This is a genomic window from Cohaesibacter marisflavi, from assembly GCF_900115225.1.
Taxonomy (GTDB): domain Bacteria; phylum Pseudomonadota; class Alphaproteobacteria; order Rhizobiales; family Cohaesibacteraceae; genus Cohaesibacter; species Cohaesibacter marisflavi.
In genome coordinates this window covers 12,189-38,870 of sequence record NZ_FOVR01000021.1, presented here as the reverse complement: position 1 = coordinate 38,870, position 26,682 = coordinate 12,189, and the positions used below count along the sequence as shown (strand labels likewise).

The 26,682-nt window shown below is 51.4% G+C and carries 32 protein-coding genes and 1 pseudogene; 4 read left to right on the top strand and 29 right to left on the bottom strand.

Annotated elements, in window-relative coordinates:
- From BM258_RS22845 to BM258_RS22770, 17 genes and pseudogenes are all read right to left on the bottom strand, one after another.
- Positions 1–176: pseudogene (locus BM258_RS22845) on the bottom strand (IS6 family transposase); the annotation flags it as partial.
- A 57-nt stretch (positions 177–233) separates the two neighbouring features.
- A complete protein-coding gene (locus BM258_RS22840; RefSeq protein ID WP_139229358.1) occupies positions 234–1,358 on the bottom strand; it encodes a hypothetical protein in 1,125 nt (374 codons plus the stop codon).
- An 11-nt stretch (positions 1,359–1,369) separates the two neighbouring features.
- The gene (locus BM258_RS22835; protein ID WP_090075557.1) at positions 1,370–2,467 is read right to left on the bottom strand and encodes a TraB/TrbI/VirB10 family type IV secretion system protein; all 1,098 of its coding nucleotides are present in this window, start codon (positions 2,465–2,467) and stop codon (positions 1,370–1,372) included.
- A gap of 2 nt (positions 2,468–2,469) precedes the next feature.
- Positions 2,470–3,468: a TrbG/VirB9 family P-type conjugative transfer protein gene (locus BM258_RS22830; protein WP_090075556.1), complete on the bottom strand. Its 999-nt coding sequence runs from the start codon at positions 3,466–3,468 to the stop codon at positions 2,470–2,472.
- Positions 3,461–4,441 (bottom strand): VirB8/TrbF family protein, encoded by a 981-nt coding sequence (locus BM258_RS22825; RefSeq protein ID WP_175528225.1) that lies wholly within the window; start codon positions 4,439–4,441, stop codon positions 3,461–3,463. Before BM258_RS22825 ends, BM258_RS22830 begins: the two co-directional genes overlap by 8 nt.
- Positions 4,442–4,449: 8 nt before the next feature.
- Positions 4,450–4,629: a hypothetical protein gene (locus BM258_RS22820; protein WP_090075554.1), complete on the bottom strand. Its 180-nt coding sequence runs from the start codon at positions 4,627–4,629 to the stop codon at positions 4,450–4,452.
- Positions 4,630–4,648: 19 nt separating this feature from the next.
- A complete protein-coding gene (locus BM258_RS22815) occupies positions 4,649–5,665 on the bottom strand; it encodes a type IV secretion system protein (protein WP_090075553.1) in 1,017 nt (338 codons plus the stop codon).
- Positions 5,665–6,489: a hypothetical protein gene (locus BM258_RS22810; protein ID WP_139229357.1), complete on the bottom strand. Its 825-nt coding sequence runs from the start codon at positions 6,487–6,489 to the stop codon at positions 5,665–5,667. Before BM258_RS22810 ends, BM258_RS22815 begins: the two co-directional genes overlap by 1 nt.
- Positions 6,471–7,235 carry a hypothetical protein gene (locus tag BM258_RS22805; RefSeq protein ID WP_139229356.1) on the bottom strand — a complete coding sequence of 255 codons (765 nt, stop codon included), beginning with the start codon at positions 7,233–7,235 and terminating at the stop codon, positions 6,471–6,473. Before BM258_RS22805 ends, BM258_RS22810 begins: the two co-directional genes overlap by 19 nt.
- Before the next feature lie 42 nt (positions 7,236–7,277).
- Positions 7,278–8,819 (bottom strand): VirB4 family type IV secretion/conjugal transfer ATPase, encoded by a 1,542-nt coding sequence (locus tag BM258_RS22800; RefSeq protein WP_090075550.1) that lies wholly within the window; start codon positions 8,817–8,819, stop codon positions 7,278–7,280.
- A gap of 3 nt (positions 8,820–8,822) precedes the next feature.
- The gene (locus BM258_RS22795) at positions 8,823–9,131 is read right to left on the bottom strand and encodes a hypothetical protein (protein WP_090075549.1); all 309 of its coding nucleotides are present in this window, start codon (positions 9,129–9,131) and stop codon (positions 8,823–8,825) included.
- Between the two features lie 12 nt (positions 9,132–9,143).
- Entirely contained in the window at positions 9,144–9,455 is a 312-nt protein-coding gene (locus BM258_RS22790; RefSeq protein ID WP_090075548.1) for a TrbC/VirB2 family protein, read from the bottom strand.
- A gap of 9 nt (positions 9,456–9,464) precedes the next feature.
- On the bottom strand, positions 9,465–9,923 hold the full coding sequence (locus tag BM258_RS22785) for a hypothetical protein (protein WP_090075547.1): 459 nt from the start codon (positions 9,921–9,923) through the stop codon (positions 9,465–9,467).
- On the bottom strand, positions 9,920–10,681 hold the full coding sequence (locus BM258_RS22780; protein WP_090075546.1) for a nucleotide-binding protein: 762 nt from the start codon (positions 10,679–10,681) through the stop codon (positions 9,920–9,922). The genes BM258_RS22785 and BM258_RS22780 overlap by 4 nt, the downstream gene beginning before the upstream one ends.
- Positions 10,681–11,142: a hypothetical protein gene (locus BM258_RS22775; protein WP_090075545.1), complete on the bottom strand. Its 462-nt coding sequence runs from the start codon at positions 11,140–11,142 to the stop codon at positions 10,681–10,683. The genes BM258_RS22780 and BM258_RS22775 overlap by 1 nt, the downstream gene beginning before the upstream one ends.
- A gap of 1,082 nt (positions 11,143–12,224) precedes the next feature.
- Entirely contained in the window at positions 12,225–12,371 is a 147-nt protein-coding gene (locus tag BM258_RS24575) for a hypothetical protein (protein ID WP_175528223.1), read from the bottom strand.
- A 9-nt stretch (positions 12,372–12,380) separates the two neighbouring features.
- Complete coding sequence (locus BM258_RS22770) at positions 12,381–12,653, bottom strand: hypothetical protein (protein ID WP_090075544.1); 273 nt, start codon at positions 12,651–12,653, stop codon at positions 12,381–12,383.
- A 132-nt stretch (positions 12,654–12,785) separates the two neighbouring features.
- Between BM258_RS22770 and BM258_RS22765 the strand changes: the two genes are divergently transcribed.
- Positions 12,786–13,727, top strand: a complete 942-nt coding sequence (locus BM258_RS22765) for a M48 family metalloprotease (protein ID WP_090075543.1) — start codon at positions 12,786–12,788, stop codon at positions 13,725–13,727.
- Here BM258_RS22765 and repC read toward each other — a convergent pair.
- From repC to BM258_RS22715, 11 genes are all read right to left on the bottom strand, one after another.
- Positions 13,695–14,960, bottom strand: coding sequence for a plasmid replication protein RepC (gene repC, locus BM258_RS22760; RefSeq protein WP_090075542.1), 1,266 nt, complete (start codon positions 14,958–14,960; stop codon positions 13,695–13,697). The genes BM258_RS22765 and repC overlap by 33 nt on opposite strands.
- Positions 14,961–15,173: 213 nt before the next feature.
- Positions 15,174–16,208 carry a plasmid partitioning protein RepB gene (gene repB / locus BM258_RS22755; RefSeq protein ID WP_175528222.1) on the bottom strand — a complete coding sequence of 345 codons (1,035 nt, stop codon included), beginning with the start codon at positions 16,206–16,208 and terminating at the stop codon, positions 15,174–15,176.
- On the bottom strand, positions 16,205–17,404 hold the full coding sequence (gene repA / locus BM258_RS22750; protein WP_090075540.1) for a plasmid partitioning protein RepA: 1,200 nt from the start codon (positions 17,402–17,404) through the stop codon (positions 16,205–16,207). The genes repB and repA overlap by 4 nt, the downstream gene beginning before the upstream one ends.
- 476 nt (positions 17,405–17,880) lie before the next feature.
- The gene (locus tag BM258_RS24570; protein WP_175528221.1) at positions 17,881–18,051 is read right to left on the bottom strand and encodes a hypothetical protein; all 171 of its coding nucleotides are present in this window, start codon (positions 18,049–18,051) and stop codon (positions 17,881–17,883) included.
- Entirely contained in the window at positions 18,041–19,435 is a 1,395-nt protein-coding gene (locus tag BM258_RS22745) for a DUF3560 domain-containing protein (RefSeq protein ID WP_090075539.1), read from the bottom strand. Before BM258_RS22745 ends, BM258_RS24570 begins: the two co-directional genes overlap by 11 nt.
- A 442-nt stretch (positions 19,436–19,877) precedes the next feature.
- A complete protein-coding gene (locus tag BM258_RS22740) occupies positions 19,878–20,627 on the bottom strand; it encodes a methyltransferase (protein WP_210186861.1) in 750 nt (249 codons plus the stop codon).
- 373 nt (positions 20,628–21,000) lie between these two features.
- Complete coding sequence (locus BM258_RS22735; protein ID WP_090075538.1) at positions 21,001–21,309, bottom strand: addiction module antidote protein; 309 nt, start codon at positions 21,307–21,309, stop codon at positions 21,001–21,003.
- A 38-nt stretch (positions 21,310–21,347) separates the two neighbouring features.
- Positions 21,348–21,683, bottom strand: a complete 336-nt coding sequence (locus BM258_RS22730; RefSeq protein WP_090075559.1) for an addiction module antidote protein — start codon at positions 21,681–21,683, stop codon at positions 21,348–21,350.
- Between the two features lie 74 nt (positions 21,684–21,757).
- Complete coding sequence (locus BM258_RS22725) at positions 21,758–22,063, bottom strand: helix-turn-helix domain-containing protein (protein ID WP_090075537.1); 306 nt, start codon at positions 22,061–22,063, stop codon at positions 21,758–21,760.
- Positions 22,060–22,416 carry a type II toxin-antitoxin system RelE/ParE family toxin gene (locus BM258_RS22720; protein ID WP_090075536.1) on the bottom strand — a complete coding sequence of 119 codons (357 nt, stop codon included), beginning with the start codon at positions 22,414–22,416 and terminating at the stop codon, positions 22,060–22,062. Before BM258_RS22720 ends, BM258_RS22725 begins: the two co-directional genes overlap by 4 nt.
- A 229-nt stretch (positions 22,417–22,645) precedes the next feature.
- A complete protein-coding gene (locus BM258_RS22715; protein WP_090075535.1) occupies positions 22,646–22,897 on the bottom strand; it encodes a hypothetical protein in 252 nt (83 codons plus the stop codon).
- A 110-nt stretch (positions 22,898–23,007) separates the two neighbouring features.
- Between BM258_RS22715 and BM258_RS24995 the strand changes: the two genes are divergently transcribed.
- Entirely contained in the window at positions 23,008–23,361 is a 354-nt protein-coding gene (locus BM258_RS24995) for a WGR domain-containing protein (RefSeq protein ID WP_090075534.1), read from the top strand.
- 198 nt (positions 23,362–23,559) lie between these two features.
- Here BM258_RS24995 and BM258_RS22705 read toward each other — a convergent pair whose 3' ends face one another.
- A complete protein-coding gene (locus BM258_RS22705) occupies positions 23,560–24,678 on the bottom strand; it encodes a site-specific integrase (RefSeq protein ID WP_090075533.1) in 1,119 nt (372 codons plus the stop codon).
- A 126-nt stretch (positions 24,679–24,804) separates the two neighbouring features.
- Here BM258_RS22705 and BM258_RS22700 point away from each other — a divergent pair, with 126 nt between their 5' ends.
- Together BM258_RS22700 and scpB are read left to right on the top strand one after the other, a co-directional pair.
- Positions 24,805–25,758: a DUF1403 family protein gene (locus tag BM258_RS22700; RefSeq protein ID WP_090075532.1), complete on the top strand. Its 954-nt coding sequence runs from the start codon at positions 24,805–24,807 to the stop codon at positions 25,756–25,758.
- A 2-nt stretch (positions 25,759–25,760) separates the two neighbouring features.
- Positions 25,761–26,402: an SMC-Scp complex subunit ScpB gene (scpB, locus tag BM258_RS22695; RefSeq protein WP_244544813.1), complete on the top strand. Its 642-nt coding sequence runs from the start codon at positions 25,761–25,763 to the stop codon at positions 26,400–26,402.
- The last annotated feature ends 280 nt before the right edge of the window (positions 26,403–26,682 follow it).

Genomic DNA, 26,682 nt, shown 5'->3' with positions numbered 1-26,682 from the left:
CTGTGGTCAACTTTAAAGCCGCGCTCAAGGAACATTTCTTCCAGATCCCGATAGCTCAACGGGTAACGTAGATACCAGGACACCGCCTGAATGATCAGCCATGCCTCAAATTGTCTGCCCTTGAAGTCATCTCTCGATTTCCGTTTAAGCTTTTCGGCAATGGCATTGAGAATCATACGGTGCTCCTTCAACAAATCGAAGCATCTTCTCGCTGTTAAAATCTCAAGGCTGGGTTAACGACAAAAGTTTGCGACACGCCCCTCCAATGTCTCCGATGGTGAACAATCCTGCACCTTGATCTGGGTGTTATTGCCATTTGTATACACAAGAGACGTATTCCGGCTAACCTTCATATTGTCGATATCAACCGACACAGAACAGCCATTCTCAATCTCGGAGATTTTATAGGTTTTCTCGATATCTGGCTGACAGTCGGAGATCTCCTTGCGGGTCGCCTCAGCGTCAATATAGTAGGACAGATATTGAGGATTAGCGGTTTTACCATCCAGATCAACCACATCGCTACAAGTCGTATAGGACTTCTGGATGGTATAGGTCGTACCGTTATCGGTGCAGGCATCTTCCGAGGTCATCGTTCCATTGGTGAAGGTCTGGCTCTTGGATTGCACACGAACAAGCCCTTGGGTCTCGTCAATGACAACCGGACAGCCGACAGTCGTCACACGAACTTCAACAGTATCTTCAGGCTCTTCTTCTTCCGGCTCGATCCTCTCAGGGGTCTGGTAAGAACCGGCGATATCATTTGCACTCCCTCCACCGCTTGTGGAAGTGCCTCGATCAGTTCCGTTCTCCGTGCCCTTTTCTTCGGGCTCTTCCTCTTCTTCAGGTGGGGTTTTCTGGAGGGATTTGACAGCAGTGACAAACTCCTCTTCATTCCCGTTGACAGATATGGCCGTTGTTGGCTCCAATATGTCAGAGTCAATATTGAACTGACTGGTGAATTTATCGGCCGAAAGAGCGACTGACGCGTCATCCTCGTTGGATAGATTGGTAACAACAACCTGGGCGATCTTCTCGCCATCAACTGTCACGGTGCGCGTAACCCCCTTCGCAGAGATCCCGCTTAGATCAACTGGTGTCTCCGTATTGGGAGAGCCAGAGAAGGAAAGATTGACGGGAGATCCTTCTTCCGTCATTGCTGTTTCCAGCGTGGGCACAACGGTAAACAGGTTTTCCTTGATAACCGCTTCGGCGTCGCTTGGACCCGATATTGCCAAAGCGGGATCTGTCGTTGCTGCCTGCGCACCACTATCGGGTGACGATTGAGCCATAGCGAGATTTGGTGTGAGCAAAGCTGCTAACACAAATCCCAAGCTCAATTGCTTTCGCAATCTCATAGATTTGCTCCTTAGTTTGATTTGACCGGATCGGCCAGATACCAGTCTTTCTCTGGTCGGATTTGCACGCGGGTTCCCTGCGCAATTCGGATGATCGGGGTAAGATCAACTGTGTCTTCAAGAATGGCGGCGGTAATCTGCCCCACATTCTCGGAAACTCCGGATGCTCCATTACCGATGATATTGGAATCTGACTGATCAGCTGAAGATGCAGCCATAACGCCGGCTTCGACTGCCGACCCAAGCGCGGTCGTCAGGATGGCGCTGCCATATTTCTCCCAGAAGCGATTATCGACCTCGCCCGAGAGACCACCATAGCCTTGGCTATCACCAATATGAGAGGAGAGCTGGAAGATTTCAGCGCGGCTCTCAGCCAGAAGAATACGATTACATGTAAAGCCGACACGCGTCTGCCCGACCTTATCGACTTCATCATAGTGACAGATCATGCGTGAGCCCTTGGGAACCAGTTTGGTTCGTCCGTGAGCCCCGTAAACATCACGAGAGACTTGCACGATCACAGATCCATTGTCTGAAAGCTGCGAGTTCACGCCATTCTCAAGAATGCCGGTGATGACACGGTCAGCGGCCAGAATACGGGTATTGTCCACCGCAGTGGTGGAATAACTGCGCTGAGCGCTGTATTTGCTGTTCTCTTTGTCAATGCCATCAGGCGGCGGAAAATTCGGAAGGTTCGCATTGTAGCGCCCTTCCGGAGCCTGCGTACTGGTCAATTCTCCATCAAGATCCACCGCAACAAGCCTTTGTTGGGCAGCACGGCGCTCAAGCATTTCCTGTTGCAAGGCAATCTGCAAAGACGTAGGGCCGGGTTCCTCTTTCACTTCGGGTTGAAGATATTGCGTCACGTATTCAGTGACCTTTTTCTCCTTGACCACTTCCTTCTCAACCGGAACCTCGACCTGCTTATTGATAACAACAGGCGGCATTGTTATGACGTGTGGCTTGGGAGGGGGCGGCGGAGGCGTTGGTTTCTCATAGTCGAAAACCTGAGGATCACTTTCCCCAACACCACGCGGGATTGAAGGGGGTTGGTGGCATAGCCCCCCCAATGACATATTGAGAGCCAGGAACACAGTGCACAATCCCATGATCAGTCTCCCAAATACTGGATGCACATGTAGGACTGGCCGCTCTTGAGCGTGATCAACCGATGCGTTGACTCAACGACAAATGTCGTACCGATAACGCGCGTGTTGACCAGCTCGTCAATGTCATCGACCACCACATAAGCCGTTGGAAGCTCGATATCATTCCATTTGTCGCCATACTGAATGTAAGTGAAATTGTCGTCGCGATAGACCTGCTCGGGCTTCAGGCTCTTGTCACCCCACAATTTGTAGCTATCGAAACCACGAATTTTGGAAGGGTCGAAAGTCGCTGTTTTAAGGAAGTCTTTCGCTCCAGTTGCGGCCATCTGACCTTGCACAGAGGGGCTGGCAGTACCATTGGCACCATCAACAAAGTTGATGACCTCCAATCCACTTGCATCAATCCGGTCTTCAATCTTGAAGGTAAGGTCCGGAGTGTGCCTGGACCGCACCGATTCAGAGCGAAGATAGAAGGAAAGAACCTGACCTTCTTTTGTATAGACCTGCATGGAGCTATCAACCCCAGATCCAAGAGGTTTCACGACCAGAATATTCTTGGTACGGCGCTTGGCGTCAAACCGATTGGTATCCCCCAGATCAACGCTTTCAATCTCCATTCGCTCTGGCAAGACGATGGCCGTTGTCATGTACTCGCGCAAACGGACCTTATAGACGCACGTATCGCACAGCGCCTCGATATGAACGCCCTGCCCTTTGGTTTTGTATGACCATGCAGATTGGATCTGCCCGCCGATGGAAACATTGCGTTGCATAACACCGAAGTCACCAGAGGCTTGCAAGCGAGCCTGCTCCTCAGCAATTGCATCCAGCCCCAATGCGGCCTGCGCGGCCGCCTGATTGGCCCCATCGATCCGGCTTTTGGTATTATCGGCAACAGAGCGATTAGGGGGCTGCCGCACAATCGCGGTCTGAGCATGGGCGATTGGTGCACTCACGAGAACCGCAGCGGCCAGAATTGATGCGAATATGGACTTATTCATTTTTTGTAGGTTCCTCTTTGACTGCCATATTGAGGACGCGGATACCGAGGGGATTTTCGAATTTGTCGACTTCCTGAACGTCTTGCTGGCGAGGCTCTAGTTCGAGATAGGCGCGCAAATGGCGCTTCTTTGGCTTGTCTCGCCCGATCTTGTCTGTCTGGATGAATTCAACGACAAACTGGTAGATGTCGTCATACCGAACGATCTTGTTTGCGCCGACCACTGTGATTGATCGGTTCAAACCATCCCCTAGAGCGCGGGAGATAAGATCTTTGTTTGCTTTGAGATAGGCGTTGAAGAAGTCGCTATCGCTATAGCGACGAACGCGATTGAAGCGCTCATTCTGGGTAACATCATCAATTGCCAGAATATCGCGAACATAGCGGCGCGCAATTTTCTCGACCATCAGCTCATAGCCGGGAACTTTTACAGAAACCGGTTCGACCGAGTAGATCCGGTCATCATTGGGGTCCACCCGCAACAAAGCAAACTCGGTTGTTTTAAGCGGGAAAAGCTCACTTATGGTGCTGACAAGAACAATGATAGCCAAAGTCGCGGCTGTCGAATAGACGACGAAAAAACGCAAGAAAAAGGCGTTCCGACGCGCTGCCGTTTTGAAGGCAAACGGATCTGCAGTAAGTACGGCTCTGTGGTTGCCGATCCCTTCCTCAGCTTGTCGTACTGCTCCTTTTTCCCTGTCGTCAGACTTCGGCTTTCTGGTGCTTTGCTTCTTGCCAAAAGAGAGAATTCTTTTATGAAATGGCAGTTTCGAGCCGTAGTAGACAGCAGGGTCTTCCTGCTGCTCATACGCGCTCGTCCCCACGTCTCCTCCCACCTGCTTTTCGTCATTGGCGACCGTAAGCATCAATGATGAGGAAACAGCCTCCGGCTCTACGCGCTCAACTGGCTCGATGCGCACAACCTGATCAGGGGGCTTGCGCAGCCTTCTGAATAGTCGGGTTAGAAATCGCATAAGGAACCTCAACCCACCCATTCAAAACGGGGAGCCTGATACTGGATCTCAGTGCAAGCACAAGGAGATTTGCGCATTTCATCGACGCCATCCGGTTTGATAGGCATTTCCGTTTTCGAGAATGTGGAACAGCCTGTCATGGTGATGGATGAGGCAAAAATAAGCGCACTCAGGACTACTTTAATCATTTGAAATACCTTTCGACTTTCATTCTGTAGGGGTGGATATTTCGCCCGGCCTTTTGCGATTTTTGTATTTTTCGTAGCCTGACTTGGCTCCGTCTAGCGCTTTGCTGCCAGCATATTTCGTGACAGCCCCTCCAACGCCACCTGCGGCAGCTCCAACCCCAAGGGTTCTGCCTGCAAGAGTGCTTGCACCAACCGAGCCAAGCATCGCACCAGCGATAGATCCTGAAATCGAAATGGCTTCTGACATTAGAGCGCAACCAAGCCAGCCCATGATGAGCGCAAGCAGAAACGGTCCCGAGGTCAGCGTTGCAAAGTCATCAGGAGAGAGGGAGGCGTCGCCTCCAATATTAAGAACATCGAAGCATTTGGAGACGATGGAAAAAACCAGTGTTACGGCGAGCATGGTTGCAATCGCACTGATGAGCGTGCGGATGGCCTGAGCATAAAGCCCCGAACCAAAAGGGAAGCCGGATAGAGCAACGATGAAGGGGGAAAGGCCGCAAATCAGCGCGATCCGAAACAGGCAGGTTGCCGTTTGGGCAAGAAAGAGGATGAGCAGAAGACCATACGGAACTAAAAGGAAAAATCCATATATTGCCCTCATCACATATGATATCGATCCTGCCCAACTAGGCTCTCCAATAAATATGGAGACGATCGTGATGACTTTGGTAATCTGGGATTCAATTGCCATCAGCAGAGACGAGATCCCGTTGGTTCCCGCGCCACTATAGCCCGTAATGGAAGCAGACAAACCGCCAAGAACGGAAATGGTCGTATCAAAGACTGTCGAGACGATACTTTCAACGCCCAGAAAGGCCCCGAAGCCGAGAACCATAAAGACAACTTGTTTCACCGCATGAGGTACATCAAGCGAGCCTAAGACAACCTGAAGACCTATCCAGACGATCCAGACTGTTGCAATGGCAATAACAAGCCCGGTAAGAGGTCCTTCCACGTTGGAAACCATCTGATCAACAAAGCCGGACGAGTTATCGACGAAGGCCTCAAAAACTGTGCAGGTGGTGCAATCCATTATTCTTGCCCCTCTGCATCGGTCTCTTCAGCCCGATCATTCTCTACAGGGACTTGTTCATTGATGGTCGCAGCGGCCTGAACCTTGAGCATTTGGGCCATAAGCTGGTTCATATGGCTTTGTGCAACCAAGCGCGCGACATTGACTTCAATCAGCACCTGTAGACGGGCATTCATATCGGCGGCAGATTCTCCGGCCTTTTTGTAATCCTGAGCGGTTTCCAACGTCTCATCGGCTGTCTCAATGGCCTGATCGGCCTGCGCCAAACCTTTGACAGATGCATCCGTGATGGTGTTGACCCGGTTCGTCTGGATGCCCTTGAGCACTTCCTTCTTTTCTGCCCATGACCCGGTCTGGAGGCTCTCCTTCTTTGTGATCAGCCCGGAGCTGTAAGCCGAACTGCGGTCACAGATCGAGCTGAAGGACATGTTCTCAAGATCAACTGATGGCATCAGGTTCTTGTAATCAGGAACGAGACAACTTTTTGCACTCGCAATCGAGTTCGCCAAGCTCTTGAAGTTGATGGATGGGATCGTGATATGCCCCATCTCACCAATGGCGGAGAAGGTATCATCGGCAACCTTCTTGACTTCCTGAAGCTTCTTGAGCTGGTCAGTTGCCACCTCCAGGCTCTCTTTCAAAGTGTTGAGCTGGTTTTTAGCTGTTTCAAGCTGGCTCTTGAGCGCTGCAACTGACTTTTGCGCCTCTGCCAGATTGCTCGTATCGACAACCAGCATCGCAGCCTGTGATGTCGATGGAGCACCTACCAGAGCAACGAGGAGTGACGCCGCAAGCAAATGTGATCTCAGATATGGGATAGCCATTGATCCCCCCATTCTTGTTTGATTTCGTTGAGTTCGCGAATTGGGGCTGGACCGGAGCGGTAGAAACGGATTGCGTCTCCAAAAGGCGTAAGGTCAATGTCGATGATGGCGCTCTCATTGAAGGAGCTGGCTTCGAACCGCTTGACGATCATGACTTGTCGGCCACCACGCATATCCCCCTGCCCCTTGATGAATGCGATCTGTTCAGAGGATAGATTGAGCGGTTCGAGATTTTTGGTATCGACGTTGGAGTTGGGAAAGAAGAACATGGTCTGGGCATTCTCAATAATGCCCGAAGCTCCTTCTACCGAAAGCAAGGCTCCCGGTTCCTGAAAGGCCAACCCAACAAGCCCATCAAGCTTTCTGTATTCGCGATACATCTCAAGCGCGAGTTTGCGAAAGCCATCGTTGCGCAGAAGATTTGCGGCTTCATCGACGAAGATGGAAAAGCCACCATCAGTTTTGCGAGCGGCTTGAGAAATCGCGTTGGCAATGTGGGCGATGACCGGAGGGCCCAACAGAGGATCTTCCAACGCTTCGTTCATATTGATCCCTGCAAGGAATGACTTTTCCAGAAAACCGGAAATCTGATCCCGAGGCGCATTGAAGACATGGGCATATTGTCCCTCTTTCTCTTCAAGGGAGACCCACTTTTCAAAAAGCCTGTGCTCGGTCGATAAACGAGGGAAGGAAGCCGTAAAAATGTTGTTGAGTGTCCGTTCGCCAACTTCCAGATATTCGGACATATCAATGGCATTGCTAAGCAACGCCTCCATATTTTCCGTATATTAGTTCCCCGCGAGCAAGCGCATAATCTGAAGCGCCCTGAGTTTGGCGGTCTTGTCCGACAGGTCCGTATCCAGAGGATTGAGGGCAAGCTCGTCATATCCCTGATAGACGCCTCCCATGGCCTCGACCATGAAGCGCGCACCATCCTTGGAATCGAACACATAGTTCCGAACTTTTGGAAACTTCGACAGGCCTCCAAGCAAATGCATGATAAGGGTGGACTTACCTGAACCAGTCGGAGCAAAGACAAGGTAATTGCCGGGGCTCTGCGGTTTGTCCGATACGTGAAACTGGAACGCGTAGTTGGCGCCCGTTGGCGTCTTGAACAATCGGATCGGGCGATCCCCAAAAGGTGACTTCCACATACCGATAGGGGAGAACTGGAACGGCCATAGTGTTGCTATGTTGCTATCAAAAAGGCGCAATGGGCGCAGAAGCTTCTCTCGACCTGGCATGCGATTGAACCAAGCCACACACGTCCCTTTTGTCTCGATGGAATATAGGACACGCGCTTTGTCGAGAATTGCGGTGATCTTGTCGATCACCTCATCAAGCCTCGCTTCGCACTTTGATCTGACAGCAATTTGAAACTGCGTTTCCATGAGATGATGCTCATCATTGAGCAAGTCCTCAAGCGCTCCTTCAAACTCCGCAAGCTGAGTTCCAGTCCCGAAGAAATTGTGCTTTTGCTCTTGGACAGTCCGCGTGAAAAGCGCAACCTGCTGTGTCGTGTCCAGCGGCTTCACAATATGACAAATCTCTAGCTCGGCAGGCAGCGCGAGAATTTGAGAAATCAGAAGCCCATTCATGGTTTCTGGCCATGTACGAACCGCTATGATTTTGTTGAAATATGAAGCAGGAATGGTGGTTTTGATCACACCATCCGATGAGATATCCAGATCGCAAGCCGGAATATTGGCGCTCATATTTTGGGAAATACGCGGTAGGAAGGGCATGAACTGGCCGCATATCAAATAATTGACAAAACTACTCAGTTCACAGGGGGCATCAAGCTTTGATGCGGTGAAAACAGGTCGTAGGCCATAGCTTTCGAAGGATGAAGAAAATCCTCTGGTCGTTTTGTCCAACTCGCTCATAGTTGGGCAGGTAAGGACAAGGCACCAGATTTGCTCAAAAGCATTTTGATAAATGCACTGCTCTTTCTCTCCAATTTCTTTGAGCGTAACGGTCGGCCATTCCGCTTCAAAGCTGACATCTCTGGATCGCTTCACACCAAGAATGCGGATAGAGGAGCCGGGTTTGAGAAATTGATGGAATGCAGTTGATCGGGTTTTTGCAAGGATATCCTGCTCAGCCAGAGAACGCGTCTCATAGGCCACTCCGGACAAGGTAAAGATGCGGACATACTGCCCATCCTTCAATTGAAGGGTCTGATTGTCAGCAAGGATTTGATCAAATTCCAGCTCGTTAGCCAGCCAATCCTCATCAATGTCACCGAGCAAATAGCGCGATGTTTTAGGATGAAAGAGCGCACCAGCAAAAAGAGCTGTTGTTGTCATGAATAATGCTTGGGTTAGCATTGGTTATTTCTCCAAATTCTTCTTTTCACCAGCAACCAAATGGCGGCTTGGTTTGCCTCTCAGAAAAGTATTGGGCAGAAGGAAAAGAGTGTCGGAGTGAGGATCTTTGCGGCGCATATAAACGGCCCACGCAATCCCGAGCGGCATCGTCACGATGAAAAGCACAAAGGCAACAGATTGACCGCCCGCAACTCCGCCAAGCATGGAAAGGAGAACCACCCCAATGACGACAACGGAAAAGTGAAAAGGTGACATACCGAGGATTTTCATCGGCTCTTGCACATAGGTAGCAACGCTGCTTTGTGCTTTCATCGTGCTGCTCCCTTATGACGTTGCCGACAAGAGGGTCGTCAGAATACTAGGACCAACCATGATCAAAGCGCCGCCGAGCACATAGGTCAGTACCCGCCGAATATCGAAGTGCCCTGAAATTATGATATAGATGCCGTAAAGGATCAGCCCGAAGCCGATAATTGCAGTCGCAATGCTCACGGTGCCGCTCTGAAGGGATTCTGCCAGAGACGTGGCAGGAGAGGCCCAGTCAGAGCCAGCCAAGGCGCTGGAACTACCAAGGGCCATACCGGCAAGGGCCAAAGGCAGACGAGTTTTGGATTTTCGAATATAAATGCGCGACATTGTAATTTCCTATTGTTTGAGGATCACAAAGATGGCGATAACCGCCAGAATGTTGATGGAGGAAAAGAAGCCGTTCCAACGGGTCATGCGCTGCATGGACCGTTTGACAAGCGTTAGTTGTTCGGTGAAATGAGCGACGGCCTGAAGGTGAGTAGCGATATTCTCTTGTGTCACCGCATTGTTGATCTCGGAGACCGATCTGACCGCTTCATTCAGCTTGTCATCGACGGTGGCGACAACTTCACGCACGCCAGATTTGCTGCGCTCTCCAAAGAGATCCATGGCCTTTGAAAGATTGGCTTTAAGCGTGTCTGAAAAGGCATTGAGCAAGGGCACAAGCGCCATTATGGGATCATCTTCAGACAGAATGACGCCGGAATGTCGCATAATGGCTTCTCTGGCATCTTCATTCTTGAGAGTATCCCACTCCAGATCCAGTTGATCTGAAGAGTGATCGATCCCGCTCATTCTGCGGCCTCTTCGGCAACAAGCGCAGCAGAAAGCCTGGATTGGTCCAGTTGAGTCACATGCGACTTCCAGATCTGTCTCAACCTTTGGCGGCTCATGATCTTGAAGTCTGGAGACTGGATCGCAGCTTCAAAAGTGAGACTTTGCTCCATCATCGCTCTTATGTCAGCGCCAAAGGTTGCTTGTTGAACGCGAGGATGCAAAAGCAGCTCGAAAATCCTGTCTTTATAGGTCTGGAAGAATTTACTTTCGCTAAAGCTCTTCCCTTCCCGACCAACAGGCCCGAAAAATTCGTTTTCCCAGATGACAAATTGAGCCGTTTCAAACTGTGAAATCAGCTCTCCTAGACCGTCGAGCGTGCTCTGAAACGCAGGGCCACCACAAATGGGAGAATGGATCAAAACGCGCGTTCCACTGTCCTGCAGAAACGGAAGGGCCACATTCTGAATGAGGTATGATGTGAAGGGCACATAAGCACTCGTGCCAATATCGCAGATGATCCGTTCACCAGCCTCTGCTTCAACAATTGTCTCGATCATCTGATCAAAACAGCGAGGGTTGATGTCATCTTCCTCCATAATCTGAAGGGGAATAGCTTTCAGCCCGGGGATTGTCGAAAAAGTGGGTGTACTGGGATCGCAATCAACTGCTGTTACCGAAACAGCTCTATGGGAGTAGTACTGGGCAATGATGGAAGCAGTCAGGCTTTTGCCGATCCCGCCCTTTGCTTGCAATACAAGATGGAAGGTTTTTTCCATTAGAATTCAAACCTCTTTTTGCGATCAATTTTTCGGAAAGGGTTATCTTTGGAATTTCGGAAGCGTTCAGCCGCTGACCTTGATTGATCGACTGTTTTTGAATATGTTGGCAGGGTCGCAGCTTCAGAATTTTGGGATGTGTTTTGTGAAACCGAAGCGAGATTTTCTGTCGTCGGGACATTCCCTCCGGCATTGCCCCGACCAGACCCATCTTGTTCGTGAGAATTGGTGCGAGCCATAGAGCGCAGGTGCGAGAAATCTCGATAGCTCACTGCACTTTTGAGGCTGCGCATAAAGGAAGAATATGAGCTGGAAACACGCCCTCGGTTGTTGAGGTCCAACCAAACTTCCTTTAAATTTGGCTTCACAAGGCAAAGTTGTAGCGTTTCCGTCAGCACAGCATCAACCTCAAAGCGAGATTGACCATAGGGCTGACGGACTGAGGTCCGTTCAGACGGCATGGTATTGTTCGCGCCAAAAGGCGCGCCCTTACTATTTGTGGTAATTTTTGTGGAATTGGCGAATTGGTCGCTTCAATAACAAAGCGATTCAGCCATTAGTAGGCTTCAATGCACAAAGCGCGAAGCGCGAAAGTCAGCGACCAATTGCCAGACTTTGGGTAAGTTGGTTCTCCAATGCGAATGTTAAACTGGTACTTTAATGTTCGCTAGGTTCGGGTGGTCTTATGTGGAAGTGAGACCACTCGAACCGCTAGCGACTTACAAAACACACCATAGTGTCAAGGTGACTCCCTGTATACGGGAGGTTGACTCCTCTCCCATTCCTTTTCCACAATTTCAAAAATCATTACTAATGTTGAGTAAATTTGTCTTCACTGTGTGATGGGAAATTCAACCAATCGTTGAGCGTGAAACGCGAATAAGAATTCTCTCGTATGACGAACGGTACCGTCATACCTATCCTGCCGTCCCACCTATTGCAATTTGTTGCGATAGGTGGCGATGAATTACGAAAGATTGCGATTCCGTTGGGTGTAATTCGGAACATAAAAAGAACAAACTGCAATAAATTGCAATAGAATGCGAAACAAATTGAACTATTGCAATTATCCAAGATTTCCACGAGATATTGTCAGATTCTTCGAGATATTCGGAGAGGAATTGCGATAAACAGCGATTTCTTTTGTTAGATTGCGACCACTCGGGTTTCAAATCGAGTCAATAAGAAAACCTCAAAAATGAGAGACTTTACCCTCTGAAGCCAGCGCAAAAGCGCGTCTCACACTCCGCTTCCGGCCTGTCGCTCCGATGGAAGGGATGAGAAGAGCGCTTTGCGCCCTGCAAATGGGTCGTAGGACTCATGGGAGCGCGCCCCAATGCGGGGAAGGAAGAGTGTGTTTAGCCATGGCGGCGGTTGTGCCGATCAACTCGCGTCATGGACACCTTCACAGCCAAGCCTTTTGATGTCGTGGGCGAGACGACGAGGAGAAAAGGAAGTGACGGTGCGGAATCTTCCCCTACGAAAAAAAGGCCGAGGGTCATCTCCTCAGCCTTCAGACATCCGACAGCTTGTCTCAATACACTCACCTGATTTCAGCCAGAAGCCGTTTGAGGTCCTTATAGGTCTTCGTGTGATTGGTATTGTAAATATCCTTGTTCTTACCCTTCGGGTTGAGAATGAACCATGTGTCACCGGCCACTTTGGTTCGGTTTCCGTGTTTTGAAAACATCAGTTCAACCTAAGCGACCGGATTGCCCTTTATGCGGTTCCGCAACTCAACGATGTTTTTTCCGTCGCTCTCGGAAAAGGATTTGCTAAACAGCAAGGACGTTTTGGTTTCTTTCGTAACCGAATAGCCGAGAGTGGATCTCGTAAAGATCCGCTTCGCCTTCACTTTGGCCATAGGAATTGATTTCTGCGTCATATGTACCGCCAGACGACTGGATGCTTCGGCCGCGGGACTAACCAAAAATGCAGCCGCAATCAAACCCGCCAAAATTGCCTTTTTCATTATGTCCTTTTCTTCACAAAAGATAGGGAGAATTTAAGCATCTATTCTGCAAAACTCAATAAATACCGTGACTTAACAGGACGCTAAAGCTAAAATAGTGAAAAGACAAACACACTCTAAAGAATAGAGACTATGCGTAAGATACTTGCATCTGTGGCCGTCAATCTGGTGAGGATTGTCTCGCTCTTGCTTGCGACGGCAACCACAATGGCGCTATCATTGGTGTTGGTATTTCTTGTTCCGCTATTTCTGCAGTTTTTTTATCAAATTCCCAAGAGTTGGAATCACAATGGCCCTATCGCAACTGACCCTATTTTTTGGGCTTTTTGGCTGTCCATTTCTTTTGGCCCGGCTGTGCTAGCTTTTCTTGTTCCGCCAATTGGCAACTGGATTCAAGACCAAGGGTTTGGAGTGCGCAAACCTTCGGTCCGCGAAAATGCTGTCATTGCCCAGGTCAACGAAAAACTTACGGTCGCCGCCAAGCAAAATAAGAGACGCATATTCCAAGTGGTCTATCGTATGATGGACGATGATGACACCAATGCCTTTGCATATGGAAGCAACCGTATAGTGTTTACCACCGACATGCTTCGAAAGTACGCAGCATTTCCCAACCAGGTTGACATGCTAGCTGCGATCGCGGCTCACGAGTTGGGGCACCACAAAAACTTAGATACCTTTTTCGGGACAATTCAGAATTTTCTGTTCTACCCTCTGCATCTTGCGATCTTCATTTTAAATTTGCTGTTCAGCTGGATACCAGTTCTAAGCCAAATCAACTTCTTGTTTGTTGCTGTAGCGCAAATTCCACTTTTCTTGTCGCAATTTCTTTCAGATTTCACGCGGCAAATGGTCGAGTATCGAGCGGATGCCTTCGCAGCACGCCTTCTTGGCCCGAAGCACTTTGCAGATATTCTCGACGATTTTGGAAAAACCGAACGCTGGAAAGGTGGCGGTGTTCTCGTTTCGATGCAACGCTCACATCCCCCCTCCGAGCTGCGCCGAGACAGGATTTTGAAAGAATTCGGACATCTGGTTTCATCAGACAGGCTCCATGCGCAAACCGTGGAGTGATCGGACCAGGTTGAGGTTTCCTTCCTCGGCCCGGTCGATCATTGCCTTGAAATACGCTGCCGGATGAGAGATCAGCTCCGGATCTCTGAGCGCCTTTTCGACAATAACGGCCAAACAGACGAGCGCCATCAGGTTGCCTTGTCGTTCAACACCCCAACCAAAATCCCGGTCACTGAGGCCGATTGTGAGCTTCAGCATTTGCGCCGATCCCATCAGCTCCTGCCATGATGCGAAGGTGCAGCCAGTCACGGTTTGCACCTTTTTGCATGCAGTCTGCACCAAACCGATGGATACCTGATCCATGCAATCGATTTTGCCCAGTTCTGCCCCTTCGTCTTGGGAAAATGGTAATTGCTTTTGCTCGATCTCGCGTCTAGGCTTTCTTCGAAAAGCCCATTGAGCGGCTTGTCCGCTCTCTGAATTTGAGACTTGCTCGTTTGAGCAAGGCCGCAATTTCTTATTACTAATATTATCGGAATAGGATGTATTAGGTATAGTCACGACACCAGTGTCATGCGCGGGTGACATTTTTGTATTTTCTTCTGACTTATCTGCATCATATCCAAGCTTTGAGAGGGCCTCCTGATAGAGCGCCGTCATGGCATCTGCTCGGTCATGCCACATCGCTCCTGTATCATCCAAAACACGTTGAGCACTCTCAACCTGCTTGCCAAGATCCACATCATCCTGCATGGAAAGATCAAGGATCGCACGCGCCAACCGCGTCACGGATCGCTTGGCTTCCCTCTCAGCATTCAAAGCTTTCTGGAAGGCATCCGCCTTCTTCCGGAAAGCAGCAAGGTTGAAGCAGGCCGGAGTGAAATCAAGGCCATAGGCCTGAATAACCTGCCCTGCCCGATTGCGATCAATGAAGCGCCGACCAGTCGGGCTATCCTTGTAAGCCAGGATACCTGCTTCAACGAGCTGCTTAAGCCCTCTCGTCACGGTTCGGGTCGTATGCTGCGTATATTCGGCCAAGCGTTGATTGGAAATGGCAACGATGGGTGTGTTGCCTTCCTGAAAGTCGTCCGCATGAACCAGTCCAAGCAAGATATCAAGAATATGATAGGCCGTCCCCTTGATGCCCAAAGCTGGCGCTACGCGCTTGAGGGTCAAAGACAGCTCATGCTTTTCGATAATCGGGCGATTGTCTTGCTGGGCAAGGATCGCGCTTGCGATAATGCCATCCGAGAGAGATCGGAAATTGGCAATTGTGGTGTGTTTCTGTGACATGGTACCTCCCGCCAAACAGCGGTTTGAGATCCTGTATCCCAGACAAAAGCCATAGAAATCCCGTTTTTGGTCAAGAAGGAGTCTTGCCAAATGGGTCCATCACACCTATAGTCAAATTTGCTAACTATGGACTATAGCGCTTGTCGCTTTTGTCTATCTAATAAACCCGTCAATTTGCCGATTGACGGGTTTTTTCGTTTCCCGCAGATCAGGTCATTGTTTCTCTCCCTTCTCTGCTTCGTATTCAGAGATGAGTGTTTCCATTCTTTCTCTAAGGAATTCAGCGAAACCTTCCCCCTTCGAGCGATCAATCGAAAAGTCCAGAGATTTAACCTTCTCCGAAAATTTAACGATTTTGTCACCATTTCCCGATTGAAAGAACACAATGGTTCGCTTGTTCGTTGATGCTGATTTTTTATGCGCGGAGCGCTGTGCCACCTTGAGAGCGATTTCAAAACGCCCGTTGCTGTCTGCCTTTTGCCACGCAGCAGAAGCTGAAGCATTGACGATAGCGTCTTCAGCAGCTTGCTGCCTGTCCTCGAACACGATCGCGAGGGCAGACCACCGAGGCAGGCCAACGCCATTGGCGCTGCCGATCAAATGACAAATCTCGTTGGGAATTGCATCTGCAATACGAAGAAGTTTCCGTAGATTGGATTTGTCTTGAACTCCAATAGCCCTGCCAATCACGGAATGTGCATACCCAAAGGCTTGCAATGACCGAGCATAGAGAGCCTTCTCGATGAAAGACAAATCGGTACGATCATTATTTTCAATACCTTGAGCAACAACCAGTTCCTCGTCGGAAAGCTCTTGAACGAAAGCCTTCACCGTAATGCCTAGAAGGCGACAAGCATGCGCCCTCCTTGCACCATACGCGACTTGGAAATACTCAGACTTCTCCGGATGGGGACGCACAAGAATCGGAAGTTTCTGACCTTCCAGTTGGATAGACTGCTTGAGTGCTATAAACTCCTCAGTATCCTCGCTCCAAGGGAACCGGTCAGCTACCGCAGAATCTAAAATTTTCTTAGGATCTATTTTCCGGAACGCTGTTTCTTTCAACTGGTTCTGGAGTTCTACTACCCGCTGTTCAATTGCAGTCATTGAGGTCTTGAGCGCTTGTGTAGGGATGGAAGCAGACGAGCGGCGACCGGCATCTTTCTTTGCGCTCTCGAGAAGAGCTGCACGATCGGAGACATCATAAGCAGCACTTAGCTTCTGCTTCCTTTTATCGTTAGCACTCATTTCCGCCCCCATGCTTTTTCAATCAGATCGAAGATCTCACCATTTACTGCGTTCACAGAGTCAATCGCTCGAATATAGGTGTCACGGCTAACATCACTGCGGTTCAGTTCATACAACGATTTGTTCTCCAGACCGGCGTTTGCTATTGCAGTCGTATCAAGCACAGTAGTTCCAATGATCTTATCAAGAAACAGTGAGCGCATCATCGCAGCCAATGTGGTCTGGGGCACATCGTTGGGATTATGACGAGTTATTAGCAATCGGAAAAAATCATGTGCAAACGGCGTGCCAGCATCTTTGAAAGCTGCCAGCATCTCGACCAACATCGACAAGAACTGAGACATACTGGCAACATCGATCATTGCCGGTTGCACAGGAACGATTAAGCCAGTTGCAGCATAAATCGCGTTCAGCGTCATATAGGAGAGCTGAGGAGGCGCATCGAGGATGACAACATCATAGTCGTCTTCAACCGTCTCAAGCGCCGCCGCGATCCGACGAACAAAGTGCGACTTCCCAACAAATTCGGGGTTGCTGATCGCGCCTGGGGTTTCATGCTCAAAATAGTTTAGTTCTGCATGAGCTGGAATAAAGTCCAACCCGTGAAAATAGGATTTCCGTATTACATCCTTCATCACAGGCCGTTCTTCATCATAGCAAACCACCCCATAGATCGACTCCATCGATCCAACGTCAATTGCGGCTCTTATCCCAAATGTCTCGGTTAAACTTGCCTGCGGATCCAAGTCAATTGCGAGAACCCGCAATCCCTTCAGTGCGAGATATTGCGCTAAATGAATGCTCGTAGTCGTCTTGGCGCAGCCACCTTTGAAGTTAGCAACAGTTATGACCTGAAGCTTCTCCTCACCTTGTCTACGTGGCAGGAACTTTAATGCGTCAGAAACTTTTTTCGCGGCGTAATACTGACGAATATCATCAATATCGGAAAGGGTATAACGCCTAGCCGAATTGCCCAATCGTGCAACTGGCGGAATCTCACCATCAAGCTCAAGCTGCCGTAGTCTTGTGCTCGTTACACCGATCAGCGACGCAGCTTCCTTAGCCGTAAAAGATCTGAGTGTTTTTTTAGCTTCAGGCGGATAAGTTGCGGTCCATATGCGATTGATCTGTTGATTCAACAGCAACGACATTTCTGAAAGGAACTCTTCCGTGTCTGTTTCCTGGACGGACTGCATAACGTTATTTATCTCCTAGCGGCCCCCAAAATTACGGAATATGGATCAAGGCCGACGAAAAATTGTAAGCAGATCATGTTTGAGGAGTCTCATTCTGTCAAGCAAGATAGGGTTAATGGAAGATTAATGTCGACATAAACTTATGAAAACATAGAGAATATCTAGCGTTTCTAGCTAACGGGATAACAGTGGACTTTTACTCTGCTAGTGCAATCAGGTCCCAAACTGTCAGAATCGATTCTTCCGGTGTCCCTCCGAGTATATGCAGCATTGCTCTACCCCGTACAGGCCTCTAAAGAATTTCATTGCAACTGCTACGAATCACCAAGATCAGTAATTTCAATAAGTTAAGTAGGGGGTTAGTTAACCCCCTTGTGAGTTTCGTGCCTTCAATCAACGTTTGATCGAGAAACGCGACAGGAATTGTGCCGCGATATTGGACCCCTGCCCTTCTCTCTCGTCTGGTAGCGGCTGCCTCATCCTCTCATGAACTGCTTGGCACTTCGGAGATCCGACGCGATATCGACGCTTCGCCCATTCTCATAAAGGACGTAGATCGAGCGCTTGCGGGTTGCGCCTTCCATCGGAATGAAGCCACGGCGCTTTCGCGCCGTGTCCGTCTTGGCTGCCTCCGGCTTACGCTGCATCTTTGGCCTCTTCATTCTGCAAGCTGTCGGGGATCGGGTGGGTCTTGCTGTCACAGAGATAGACAGCAACCCATTGCGGATACTGGCCGGGCTGCCGCTTGCGCGGGTCCAGACAGGTCTTGAAGCGGAACGTCTTGCATTTGGAAAGACGAGTGCCGCGATAACAGGAGGGAATGGCGGAATACTCGGCCTTGGTGAGTTCGATCTGGGTGTAGGTTATCATGTCTCCAGGATGATACTGGTTCTCGAAATCAAGCGTCTCGGCTTTGAAGTTGAGGATAGAAGGCTTAACGGTTTTCTTGGCTGGCACCTGATAACCGGTATTCTGCATAAGGTCGCGCCAAGCATCATCAGACAGGGAAAGACATTTGGTAGACGTGCCGCCGACCAGATGAAGGGGCAACGGAACAGGGCTTTCGAGTTTAAAGCTCCCCTCCTCCGTCTTTGTTGCCTTCGGCTTCTCGGCTCCGTGCTCACGGGCAAAAGCCTGAAGGATGGTTGGGGTCAAGGCTTCTTCAAAGCGTGCCACGTCTCCGAGTAGCTCGCGCTCATAGGAAAGACGGTTCAACAGGTGACCGATCCAGCGATGGGCAATGCTGTCTTTTACAAGACGGGTGAGCTTCTCGATCATGTCCAGCCGATAGGCTTGCGGGTCAATCTCTCCATCGACCATTTTCTGCCATGCACCATGGGGGGCAATGCAGACTATCCCGATCTGCCCGACGCGGACCAGTTCCATAATGAGCGTATTCGATATGTTTGCTTGGAAAATTTCCAGCGCGTAGGCGTAGCCGTTGAGCGTGCGTTGATGGTCGCGCAGATCAGCGAGCAGGGTTTTGATGCGGCGAGCGCGTACATCGGGCCGCGCTTTGTAGTCTGCATGACACTGCACGCTCTCGGCTCGGTAGAGATAATGGGAGGCCGCACGGCTGCTCTCAACGGCTTTGCTCATATTGTCATGCATGCGCTCTTGGGTGCGGCGGGCTTTACGTTCGGAATGATGGCCGACAAGGATCGGCTGGCCGAACTCGAAAGCGTGCGACAACGTGTCGGCAGTGGCGGTGAATGCATTGGCCTTACGGGTCTTGTTGGTGGCGATGGCGTCCAGTCGCTCGGCTTTCATCTCGGCGCGTTCAGCAAGGGTTGTGGCTTCTGGCTCGATCTCGCCAGCAATCGCAAGGCAGAAGTCTTCGCGGGCAGGCGTCCATTTGGGCGCTACAAAAAGCTCCTGCTTGGGTGCCCATTTAAAGCCAGCATCCTTGACCAGCGCGTATGTGTCGCTGTCCAATCTGGTATCGGAATAGAGACGTAGTTTGTTGTCTTCAGGGGAATAGGTGGCTTCTACGCCTTCGATGCGTTCGATTTTGGCTTCGGTGTTCGACATTGATTTGCTCCTTGTTCGCTCGGCTTGATTGCCTTTCACTTTCTCTCGTCGTGCGACAGGCCGGAGCGGGGTCAAGATCACAAGCGCCGAACGCCAGTGAGGGGATCACCTGCACGCAATGACCGTAGGGAATGAAGGAAGGGGACGCGGTGCAGCGCAGCTGTTCAGCCTTGATCCCGATCTGGCCCTAGCCAGAGAACAGGGACAAAGCAGGGCGCAAGCGCCCTTCCCGATTAGCCTTTGGATGGTGAAATAAGAAAGACGAGGAAAGGAGGATCAGGAGGGTCGAATCTTCCGCCTCACCTTTACCGGCAGCCCGGCCGGAGGGGAGCTCGAGGGGCGGGTGTGGCCCCCTCGAGGCAAAGCCAGCCGTTCGATCCGGCTGGCTTTGCCCCAAGGCGATCTGCTCTGAAGGGGCTTTCACCCCTCCGAGCCAACCAGCCTATGCCACCATGTCAAACAGGCCTGTTTGAAGGGGGGTGGAAAATATAGGAGCGGGAAACTCACAAACCACGATTTCAACGCAAGGGGAAACCCCTCTCCAGTCGCCACGGTAGATTTCGGTATCAATGCCACAGCCAGGTTCGATGGTGATCCCCGTGTTCTCCGAGAAGCTTTTGAACTTGCGACTTTCGGAGCGCAGATAGTAGCGTTCGCCAGAGTAGCGGAACCCGGCTGAGGTCTGGGGCAGGATGAAGGCTCCGGCTTCGGCCATGCGGGATGCAATTTCGATCACTTGAAACTCAAAATCCATTCCTTTTTCTGAACGGGTCCGAACCTTGCCAAACGGCGGGTTACTGATGGCACAATCAAAGCGACGGGTAGGGGCAAAATCAAAGACAGATGCACAAATCCAATTGGCTTCGGGGACGATCTTCTTGCCAATCTCGACATAGGCGGGATTGATCTCGACGCACGTCAGGCTTTCAGCGCGTCCCGACCAAAGGGCATGAAGGGACAAAGCCCCGATGCCAGCGCAAAGGTCGATGACATGGCCATTCATGATCTCAAGGGAGAAGTCGCGAGCAAGGCCGCTGGGCGTGAAGAATGCACCGGCATAGGCATTGTTATGGCTTGCGCCTTCCTGCCAGTTATCGAGGACAAAGAGCTTTTCGTCATCAGACAGGCGGTCTTTGGTCAGGATGGCTTCGGCTTCATTGTGGGCTTTGGTCTGTGCTTTGGTGAGTTTCATGATGCATACCCCTATGCGTTCGAGTTGAAGCTGGCGGCTCGTTTGATCGCCTTTCACTTTCTCTCGTCGTGCGACAGGCCGTAGCGGGGTCAAGGCCACAAGCGCCGAACGCCAGTGAGGGGATCGCCTGCACGCAATGACCGAAGGGAATGAAGGAAGGCGGCGCGGTGCAGCGCAGCTGTTCAGCCTTGATCCCGCTACGGCCCAAGCCAGAGAAGCCGGAATAGAGCAGGGCGCCTAGCGCCCTTCTGTTTCCCGCTTCTGGTTTTCTGGTCCAAGACACAAAAAAGCCCCTCCCGAAACTGGTCGGAAAGGGCTTTCTGAAGCTCTCGCGGGGTATGCACTGCAAGAGCTTCAAAATATGCCGGACGTGTTAGGATGCCTCTCTGATGTCCGCAACGGCGTCTCCGGTATGCAGAGAATAGCCGAGGGCCTTCAGCACCTTGAACACGGTCCCAAATTCTGGATACCCTTTGTCACTGAGAGATTTGTAAAGGCTCTCACGAGAGAGACCGGCTTTCTCAGCAATTTTGGTCATTCCCTTCGCACGGGCAACGTCACCGAGCGCGGCGGCAACAAGGCGGCTATCACCAGAAGCCAAAGCCTCGTCGAGATATGCCTTTATGTCTTCTTCAGTCGTCAGATAGTCTGCAACATCAAACAACTTTGTCTTCAGTGGCATTTCAATCTCTCCATTGCTCTGCAAGGCGCTTGGCGCCCCTAAGCGCTTGGACCTGTCCACCAAAAGGAAAGCCTCGGCTCGCACACCAGTTTCAACCCCATTGCCTTCATAGCTGACAAAGTCATTGCCAGCGTTGGGTTGCCATGGTGACTAAACGACTGTTTCAATTGTTCGGGTGAGAGACCTGCATCCTCAGCAATCTTTGAAATACCTTTAGCGCGTGTGGCAATTCCAATGCGGTGAGCGATGTGCGCTGCATCATCTGTTTTGAAGGCGTCGTCAATAAAGGTCCCAACCGCCTCGCCGGTCTTGAGGTAGTCAGCCGGATCAAAGACCCTAAGCCCCCCTTTAATGTCGGTATCACCCTTCGCCATCGGCAGAACTCCCTTTGCGCTTCTCATGAGTTCTCAGCCAAATGACATGCAAGGTCTTCAAACAAGTGTCGCTCTTATGCTGCCTGCTTGGGCACCAAGCGAAACTCCAACGACAGGTCCAAGGCCGCAGCCGCTTTCATCAGCGTGTCCAACTGAATGCGATCATTATCAGGGTCAAACAGCCTTGATAGCTGGGAGGCACTGGTCTTCATGCGGCGGGCCATTTCTGATTTGGACATATCTTGCTCCAAACGCGCCTGCTCGATCTGCATTGCCAACGTTCTCTTTATGGCAATGGAGTAGGCCTCTTCTCGCAACCCTTCATCCTTCAGGAAATCGTCGAGCGAGCTGCCGATATATGTATTGGTCGCATTCGTCATTTCATAAACTCCTTCAGACGATTCTTCGCCAGATTCAGTTCCGATAGTGGCGTCTTCTGAGTCTTCTTGATAAAACCATGCAGCAGGACCATATTGCTTCCATCAATGATAAACAGAACTCTAGCTATTCTGCCACTCGTGATTTTCGACCGAACCTCGTACATGCCTTTGACATTGACGATCGGAGAACACTTCGGCTTTCCGATTGGCCAACAAAATTCGAGCGTCGCTATATCTGCTCCGATAATCTTCTTGTCAGCGCGATCTAACGACAATAACCAGTCCCGAACAGGCTCTGCGCCACTGGTTGACCGGAAGAACACGGCGTTAAGCACTTTGCTTGGTAGTGTCATAAACTCAATTTAACCTTTTACGGTATACCTTACAAGGGAAATTACCCGCCACGCCAGACTTTTGTGTCCGGTCGCGGCAGGCCTGCTGGTTTAGGCTGCGTGGTCTTGCTCGGCTTCCTCTTTTTGGTTGGAGGTCTGCTCTAGTGTCAAGGGCTGGTTGATCATGCAGTCCGGTACCCGAGATGCAATGCGGTCCTTTGCCTCTGGTGAAAGACCGTTGCGATCACTTTCATTGTTGAACAGGGCATGAAAGCCGCGCCACCTTGTTGCTCTTTTTCATATTGGCAAAGTTGGCAGAAACAGGCTTGCTATCAATGAAGCTCATGATCTCGTCCAATTGAGGCGACTTGAGGCGTTTAAAGAAGGTGCTGTTGGGTGTCCATGTGGTGGGCCCATCAAGCTTCACGGTGTCAGCTAACAGATCCTCGAAGGGGATGGGATTGCCGACATAGATGATAGCATGTTGAATGTCACAAAGCATCTAAAGCAGCGCATAGAAAGCAGACATTTCAGAGGGGGGGAAGTAGAACATGCTCTGGATCGTTGGTTTGCCAAACATTGGATCAGACGGCCAGTTTGGCCATAAGCGATATGAATCAAATCCAATCAATTGATTCCCAATATGAATTGGATTTTTTCGATGCCTATTCCTACCATCATAGCATAGTCAAGAATAGGGGAGGGGCCTTGTCTATCCGATCGGAAATCCATTTGCGAAAGCTGATCCCATCGCGCAATATGCACCGCTTTTATCGCTTTAAAATAGAGCCTGATTTACTGGGGGGTTTTCAGTTAATCCGCAATTGGGGCCGCATTGGTACGTTCGGGCAGGTCAAAATTGAGTATTTCTCAGATAACAGAGCTGCTCTAAAAAGGTGTCGCTGCCTTCAAGCGCAGAAGATCGCGAGAGGTTACGTGCCTGTCGCACCGGCAAAAGCGCTTTAGCGGATCGCTTGGCGCGGGATATGTATTTTCTTTCGGCCTCAAGCTGGCCTGCAATCACAATGATAGGGGACCCATTGTGGTCGCTATGCTCCTTCTTTTAGATGCCTCTAAGGCAAACCGGCGCTTATTCGGCGTGTTCTTCTTTCATGCGGTCCAGATCAAGAGTGCGCAAGGCGTCCCATTCGGCTCTTCCTTCTCTCAAAGTCCTGCGGCTTTGGTCAGGTTAACACGGAAACGGTCTCTTCGGCGCTGATACCGGCGCGTCATTTCAGCGCTCGCATGACCAAGCTGCTTTTGAACGTAGCGTTCGTCAACTTCAGCCGAAGAGGCCAGACCGGCGCGCAGGGAATGGCCGGCAAAGAGTTTCTCGCGTTCCTTCTCGGAGAGGTCTCCCCGGATTCCTGCGCGTGCTGCCGTTCGTTTGACAAGGCGGGACACTTCTTGCGCATTGAGGCGATCAGGGCCAACCCTCTTGCCCTTGCCTGTCACCCTGCGAAACAACGGGCCATGGGCGATCTTGCCAAATTTGATCCACTGTTGCACGGCGTCAACTGGACAACTGGCACTCGAAGAGCCTTTGCCAATTTCCACTTCCCGCCAGCCAGTCTTGCCGCGCAGGGTCACAAGCAAGCCATCCTTGAGGATCTCGATCCAACCGTTGCCATCCTCTGTCTGGTCCCGGCCGAGATCGAGGGCGACAATTTCCGAGCGGCGGAGACCGCCGGCAAATCCGATCAGTAGCATGGCCCGGTCCCTCATGCCTCTGAGGCTGCCCGGATCAAGGGTGTCGAGCATCATCAGAAGGTCTTCTGGCAGAATGGCTTCCTTTTGGCGTGGGGGGGCCGCATGGCGATTACGGATGCCAGCGAGAATGGTGGCGATGGTGCGATCCTTGCGATCCAGAGACAGGCCACGCTGGGTATGGTTCCAACAGATCGCCGACAGGCGCCGCTCGATGGTGGCAACGGCCGCAGGGCACCTGTTGGCGGTTGCCTCGCCGGATGCCAGGGCAGTGATATAGAGGCCAACCGTCTGGGGGTCACCAGAGGTGGCTGAGACCCCGTTGCGGCGGCACCAACTGGAAAAATGCTTCCAGTCGGACGCGTAGGCCCGTCGGGTATTGGTTGAAGAGGCCGCTTCGACATAGTCCCGGGCACGATCGATCAGGGGGGTGAGATGGGAGAGGGGAGGAGACGTGACGCCTGGTGACCCATGTGCCGGTTCTTCAGCTGGCACGACGAGGCCCTCTCTGCCACTCTCGTTGGTCGGCGGGTCGTTGTGGGTGATTTGGTTGGACTTTTCGCTGTCAGAAGCCATGATTTCATCATCTATCTTAAAAGGAATGATAATGCAACATTATCATTCTTTTATTATGTTAGACAAGCTGTGCGCTTTTATGCAATAATCTCCCCATAAACCGCTCATCCAATCGGCACCCAGGTCATGACTCTTCCGCTGTCTCAACCGCCAACAGCGATCATCCCGATCCCGTCCATGCCCCAATGGGCCCGCATGGATGAGAAAAATCTGTCGACTGCAGACGCGGCTTTCGTCGCAGGCATCGCGTTGAATTGCTTGGATAATTTCGTCAAAAGCGGCCCGGTCTGGGCCGGTTGCTGGCGGGCACGCCAAGCCCTTGATTGTGCGGTTGTAACCTCGCAAATGACGGGCCGCCGCCAGGACGCAGCCGCCTTGCGCGACATGCTCCTGCTCACCGCGCCGGGGGATGATCCGGGCCCGGCTGGCCGGATCGCCAAGGGCTACAGGAGTTGGAGCCGCTCAAGCGGGACAGTCAATAGCAAGACCGTTCGTCGGTTGGCGGACGCCTTCGGTCTGCCCTGGGATGACGCGCTTGCCGGAGTGATCACTCTCTTTGACGACGCGCTACAGGCACAAAAGGCGGTGCCCTTCGCGGTCGCGGATCTGTTGGCCGCCGTGATGGCCTTAAGACCCGATATCGAATGCCTCGCTTGGCTACTGGGAGACTGGCTGATTGCCTCAAGGCTTGGCTGGTACTCCCCCGTGCCGCTGCTGGTCACGGAACGCTATGCCAAGGCCTTTCGCCTGCCAGTCGATTCCCGGCGTGTGCAACCTGAAGAGAGCGGATTTGAGCGGGCCGTGTGTTTGTCCCTGACCCACGCGACAGACAGGGCCTTGCAATCGGCGCGATCCATCGCGCATCGGGCTGACTGTCTGATCGAGGTGGCGCCAAAGCTTCGCACGAAAGGCGCCGAGCCTGTTATCAAGGCATTGCTCGAAGAGGATGCCGTCCTGTCCTCAGCGCCCGGACTTGATCTATCCCGTTGGGCCAGTCGGCGTCTGTTCCAGCGGTTGCAGGATCTGGGGGCGGTCAGGGAATTATCCGGACGCGCATCCTTCAAGATATATGGATTGTGATGATGGGACCAGAGCATATAAAGGGCAGGGGAGGACAAGACGGTTCAGCATCAGACGATACCCTTCTCGATCGGGAATTGCTGGATTGGCCCGCTCCATTGCGCTGGCGCGAATGGATACTGCGCGTTGAAGCTGTGATTTTTGCCTCTACTCAGCCGGTTTCTCGCGAGCAGTTACAAAGAGTCGTCGGAAAGACCTGTAGCATCGATCTGCTGATTGAGGATCTCATTGAGGACTTGCGCGATCGCCCCTACGAGCTGGTCGCAGTCGCCGGAGGCTGGCAGCACAGAACCCGGGGGCGTTTCGCTGAGGTCATTCGCGCATCAAACGCGCCCACCCGCTCAACCGCTGCCAAACTATCCCAATTTGAGGCCGCAGTGTTGACGGCGATCAGCTATTTCCAGCCCATAACCCGCAATGAGTTGTCCAAACTGTTCGGCAAACAGGTGTCCCGTGATCTGATCGGCAATCTACGCGGAGCCGGGTTCATTGCCTCAGGGCCGAGAAGTCCGACGCCTGGTGCGCCCTATAGCTACATTACGACAAAGCATTTCTTGACCGTGTTCGGGCTTGAGACCCTTAGAGACTTGCCGGATATGGAAGCGCTCGAAGATGCCGGATTGCTCGGGCGCCACGCTGATTAACTGCAAAAGTAGCCCCGGCAGGTTTCTGCATCGTTCAACCCGTCAAATCCTCGTAGCGACGAAAACGAGGAAGCCCGGAATCTGAACAACCGTTTCGTCGCCGCAGGTGATCTCCTGTGTTTCTATTTGCTCAAGCGCGTGACGGTTTCGGCATAAGGACAAATGCAGGCGTCATCGGTCTGAAACGCAACAAGGCTTTTGGACTTTGATGGACCTATTGGCTTCCGTTCCAATGAGTAAAACGGGCGGATGGACTAAGCCGGTCTGCGGCAATGCCAGT

Bases quoted from the DNA above. Each gene is read 5' to 3' on its own strand.
- BM258_RS22840 (WP_139229358.1), bottom strand. From the start codon at position 1,358: ATGAGATTGCGAAAGCAATTGAGCTTGGGATTTGTGTTAGCAGCTTTG.
- BM258_RS22835 (WP_090075557.1), bottom strand. From the start codon at position 2,467: ATGGGATTGTGCACTGTGTTCCTGGCTCTCAATATGTCATTGGGGGGG.
- BM258_RS22830 (WP_090075556.1), bottom strand. From the start codon at position 3,468: ATGAATAAGTCCATATTCGCATCAATTCTGGCCGCTGCGGTTCTCGTG.
- BM258_RS22825 (WP_175528225.1), bottom strand. From the start codon at position 4,441: ATGCGATTTCTAACCCGACTATTCAGAAGGCTGCGCAAGCCCCCTGAT.
- BM258_RS22820 (WP_090075554.1), bottom strand. From the start codon at position 4,629: ATGATTAAAGTAGTCCTGAGTGCGCTTATTTTTGCCTCATCCATCACC.
- BM258_RS22815 (WP_090075553.1), bottom strand. From the start codon at position 5,665: ATGGATTGCACCACCTGCACAGTTTTTGAGGCCTTCGTCGATAACTCG.
- BM258_RS22810 (WP_139229357.1), bottom strand. From the start codon at position 6,489: ATGGCTATCCCATATCTGAGATCACATTTGCTTGCGGCGTCACTCCTC.
- BM258_RS22805 (WP_139229356.1), bottom strand. From the start codon at position 7,235: ATGTCCGAATATCTGGAAGTTGGCGAACGGACACTCAACAACATTTTT.
- BM258_RS22800 (WP_090075550.1), bottom strand. From the start codon at position 8,819: ATGCTAACCCAAGCATTATTCATGACAACAACAGCTCTTTTTGCTGGT.
- BM258_RS22795 (WP_090075549.1), bottom strand. From the start codon at position 9,131: ATGAAAGCACAAAGCAGCGTTGCTACCTATGTGCAAGAGCCGATGAAA.
- BM258_RS22790 (WP_090075548.1), bottom strand. From the start codon at position 9,455: ATGTCGCGCATTTATATTCGAAAATCCAAAACTCGTCTGCCTTTGGCC.
- BM258_RS22785 (WP_090075547.1), bottom strand. From the start codon at position 9,923: ATGAGCGGGATCGATCACTCTTCAGATCAACTGGATCTGGAGTGGGAT.
- BM258_RS22780 (WP_090075546.1), bottom strand. From the start codon at position 10,681: ATGGAAAAAACCTTCCATCTTGTATTGCAAGCAAAGGGCGGGATCGGC.
- BM258_RS22775 (WP_090075545.1), bottom strand. From the start codon at position 11,142: ATGCCGTCTGAACGGACCTCAGTCCGTCAGCCCTATGGTCAATCTCGC.
- BM258_RS24575 (WP_175528223.1), bottom strand. From the start codon at position 12,371: ATGTTTTCAAAACACGGAAACCGAACCAAAGTGGCCGGTGACACATGG.
- BM258_RS22770 (WP_090075544.1), bottom strand. From the start codon at position 12,653: ATGAAAAAGGCAATTTTGGCGGGTTTGATTGCGGCTGCATTTTTGGTT.
- BM258_RS22765 (WP_090075543.1), top strand. From the start codon at position 12,786: ATGCGTAAGATACTTGCATCTGTGGCCGTCAATCTGGTGAGGATTGTC.
- repC (WP_090075542.1), bottom strand. From the start codon at position 14,960: ATGTCACAGAAACACACCACAATTGCCAATTTCCGATCTCTCTCGGAT.
- repB (WP_175528222.1), bottom strand. From the start codon at position 16,208: ATGAGTGCTAACGATAAAAGGAAGCAGAAGCTAAGTGCTGCTTATGAT.
- repA (WP_090075540.1), bottom strand. From the start codon at position 17,404: ATGCAGTCCGTCCAGGAAACAGACACGGAAGAGTTCCTTTCAGAAATG.
- BM258_RS24570 (WP_175528221.1), bottom strand. From the start codon at position 18,051: ATGCAGCGTAAGCCGGAGGCAGCCAAGACGGACACGGCGCGAAAGCGC.
- BM258_RS22745 (WP_090075539.1), bottom strand. From the start codon at position 19,435: ATGTCGAACACCGAAGCCAAAATCGAACGCATCGAAGGCGTAGAAGCC.
- BM258_RS22740 (WP_210186861.1), bottom strand. From the start codon at position 20,627: ATGAAACTCACCAAAGCACAGACCAAAGCCCACAATGAAGCCGAAGCC.
- BM258_RS22735 (WP_090075538.1), bottom strand. From the start codon at position 21,309: ATGCCACTGAAGACAAAGTTGTTTGATGTTGCAGACTATCTGACGACT.
- BM258_RS22730 (WP_090075559.1), bottom strand. From the start codon at position 21,683: ATGGCGAAGGGTGATACCGACATTAAAGGGGGGCTTAGGGTCTTTGAT.
- BM258_RS22725 (WP_090075537.1), bottom strand. From the start codon at position 22,063: ATGACGAATGCGACCAATACATATATCGGCAGCTCGCTCGACGATTTC.
- BM258_RS22720 (WP_090075536.1), bottom strand. From the start codon at position 22,416: ATGACACTACCAAGCAAAGTGCTTAACGCCGTGTTCTTCCGGTCAACC.
- BM258_RS22715 (WP_090075535.1), bottom strand. From the start codon at position 22,897: ATGCTTTGTGACATTCAACATGCTATCATCTATGTCGGCAATCCCATC.
- BM258_RS24995 (WP_090075534.1), top strand. From the start codon at position 23,008: ATGAATCAAATCCAATCAATTGATTCCCAATATGAATTGGATTTTTTC.
- BM258_RS22705 (WP_090075533.1), bottom strand. From the start codon at position 24,678: ATGGCTTCTGACAGCGAAAAGTCCAACCAAATCACCCACAACGACCCG.
- BM258_RS22700 (WP_090075532.1), top strand. From the start codon at position 24,805: ATGACTCTTCCGCTGTCTCAACCGCCAACAGCGATCATCCCGATCCCG.
- scpB (WP_244544813.1), top strand. From the start codon at position 25,761: ATGGGACCAGAGCATATAAAGGGCAGGGGAGGACAAGACGGTTCAGCA.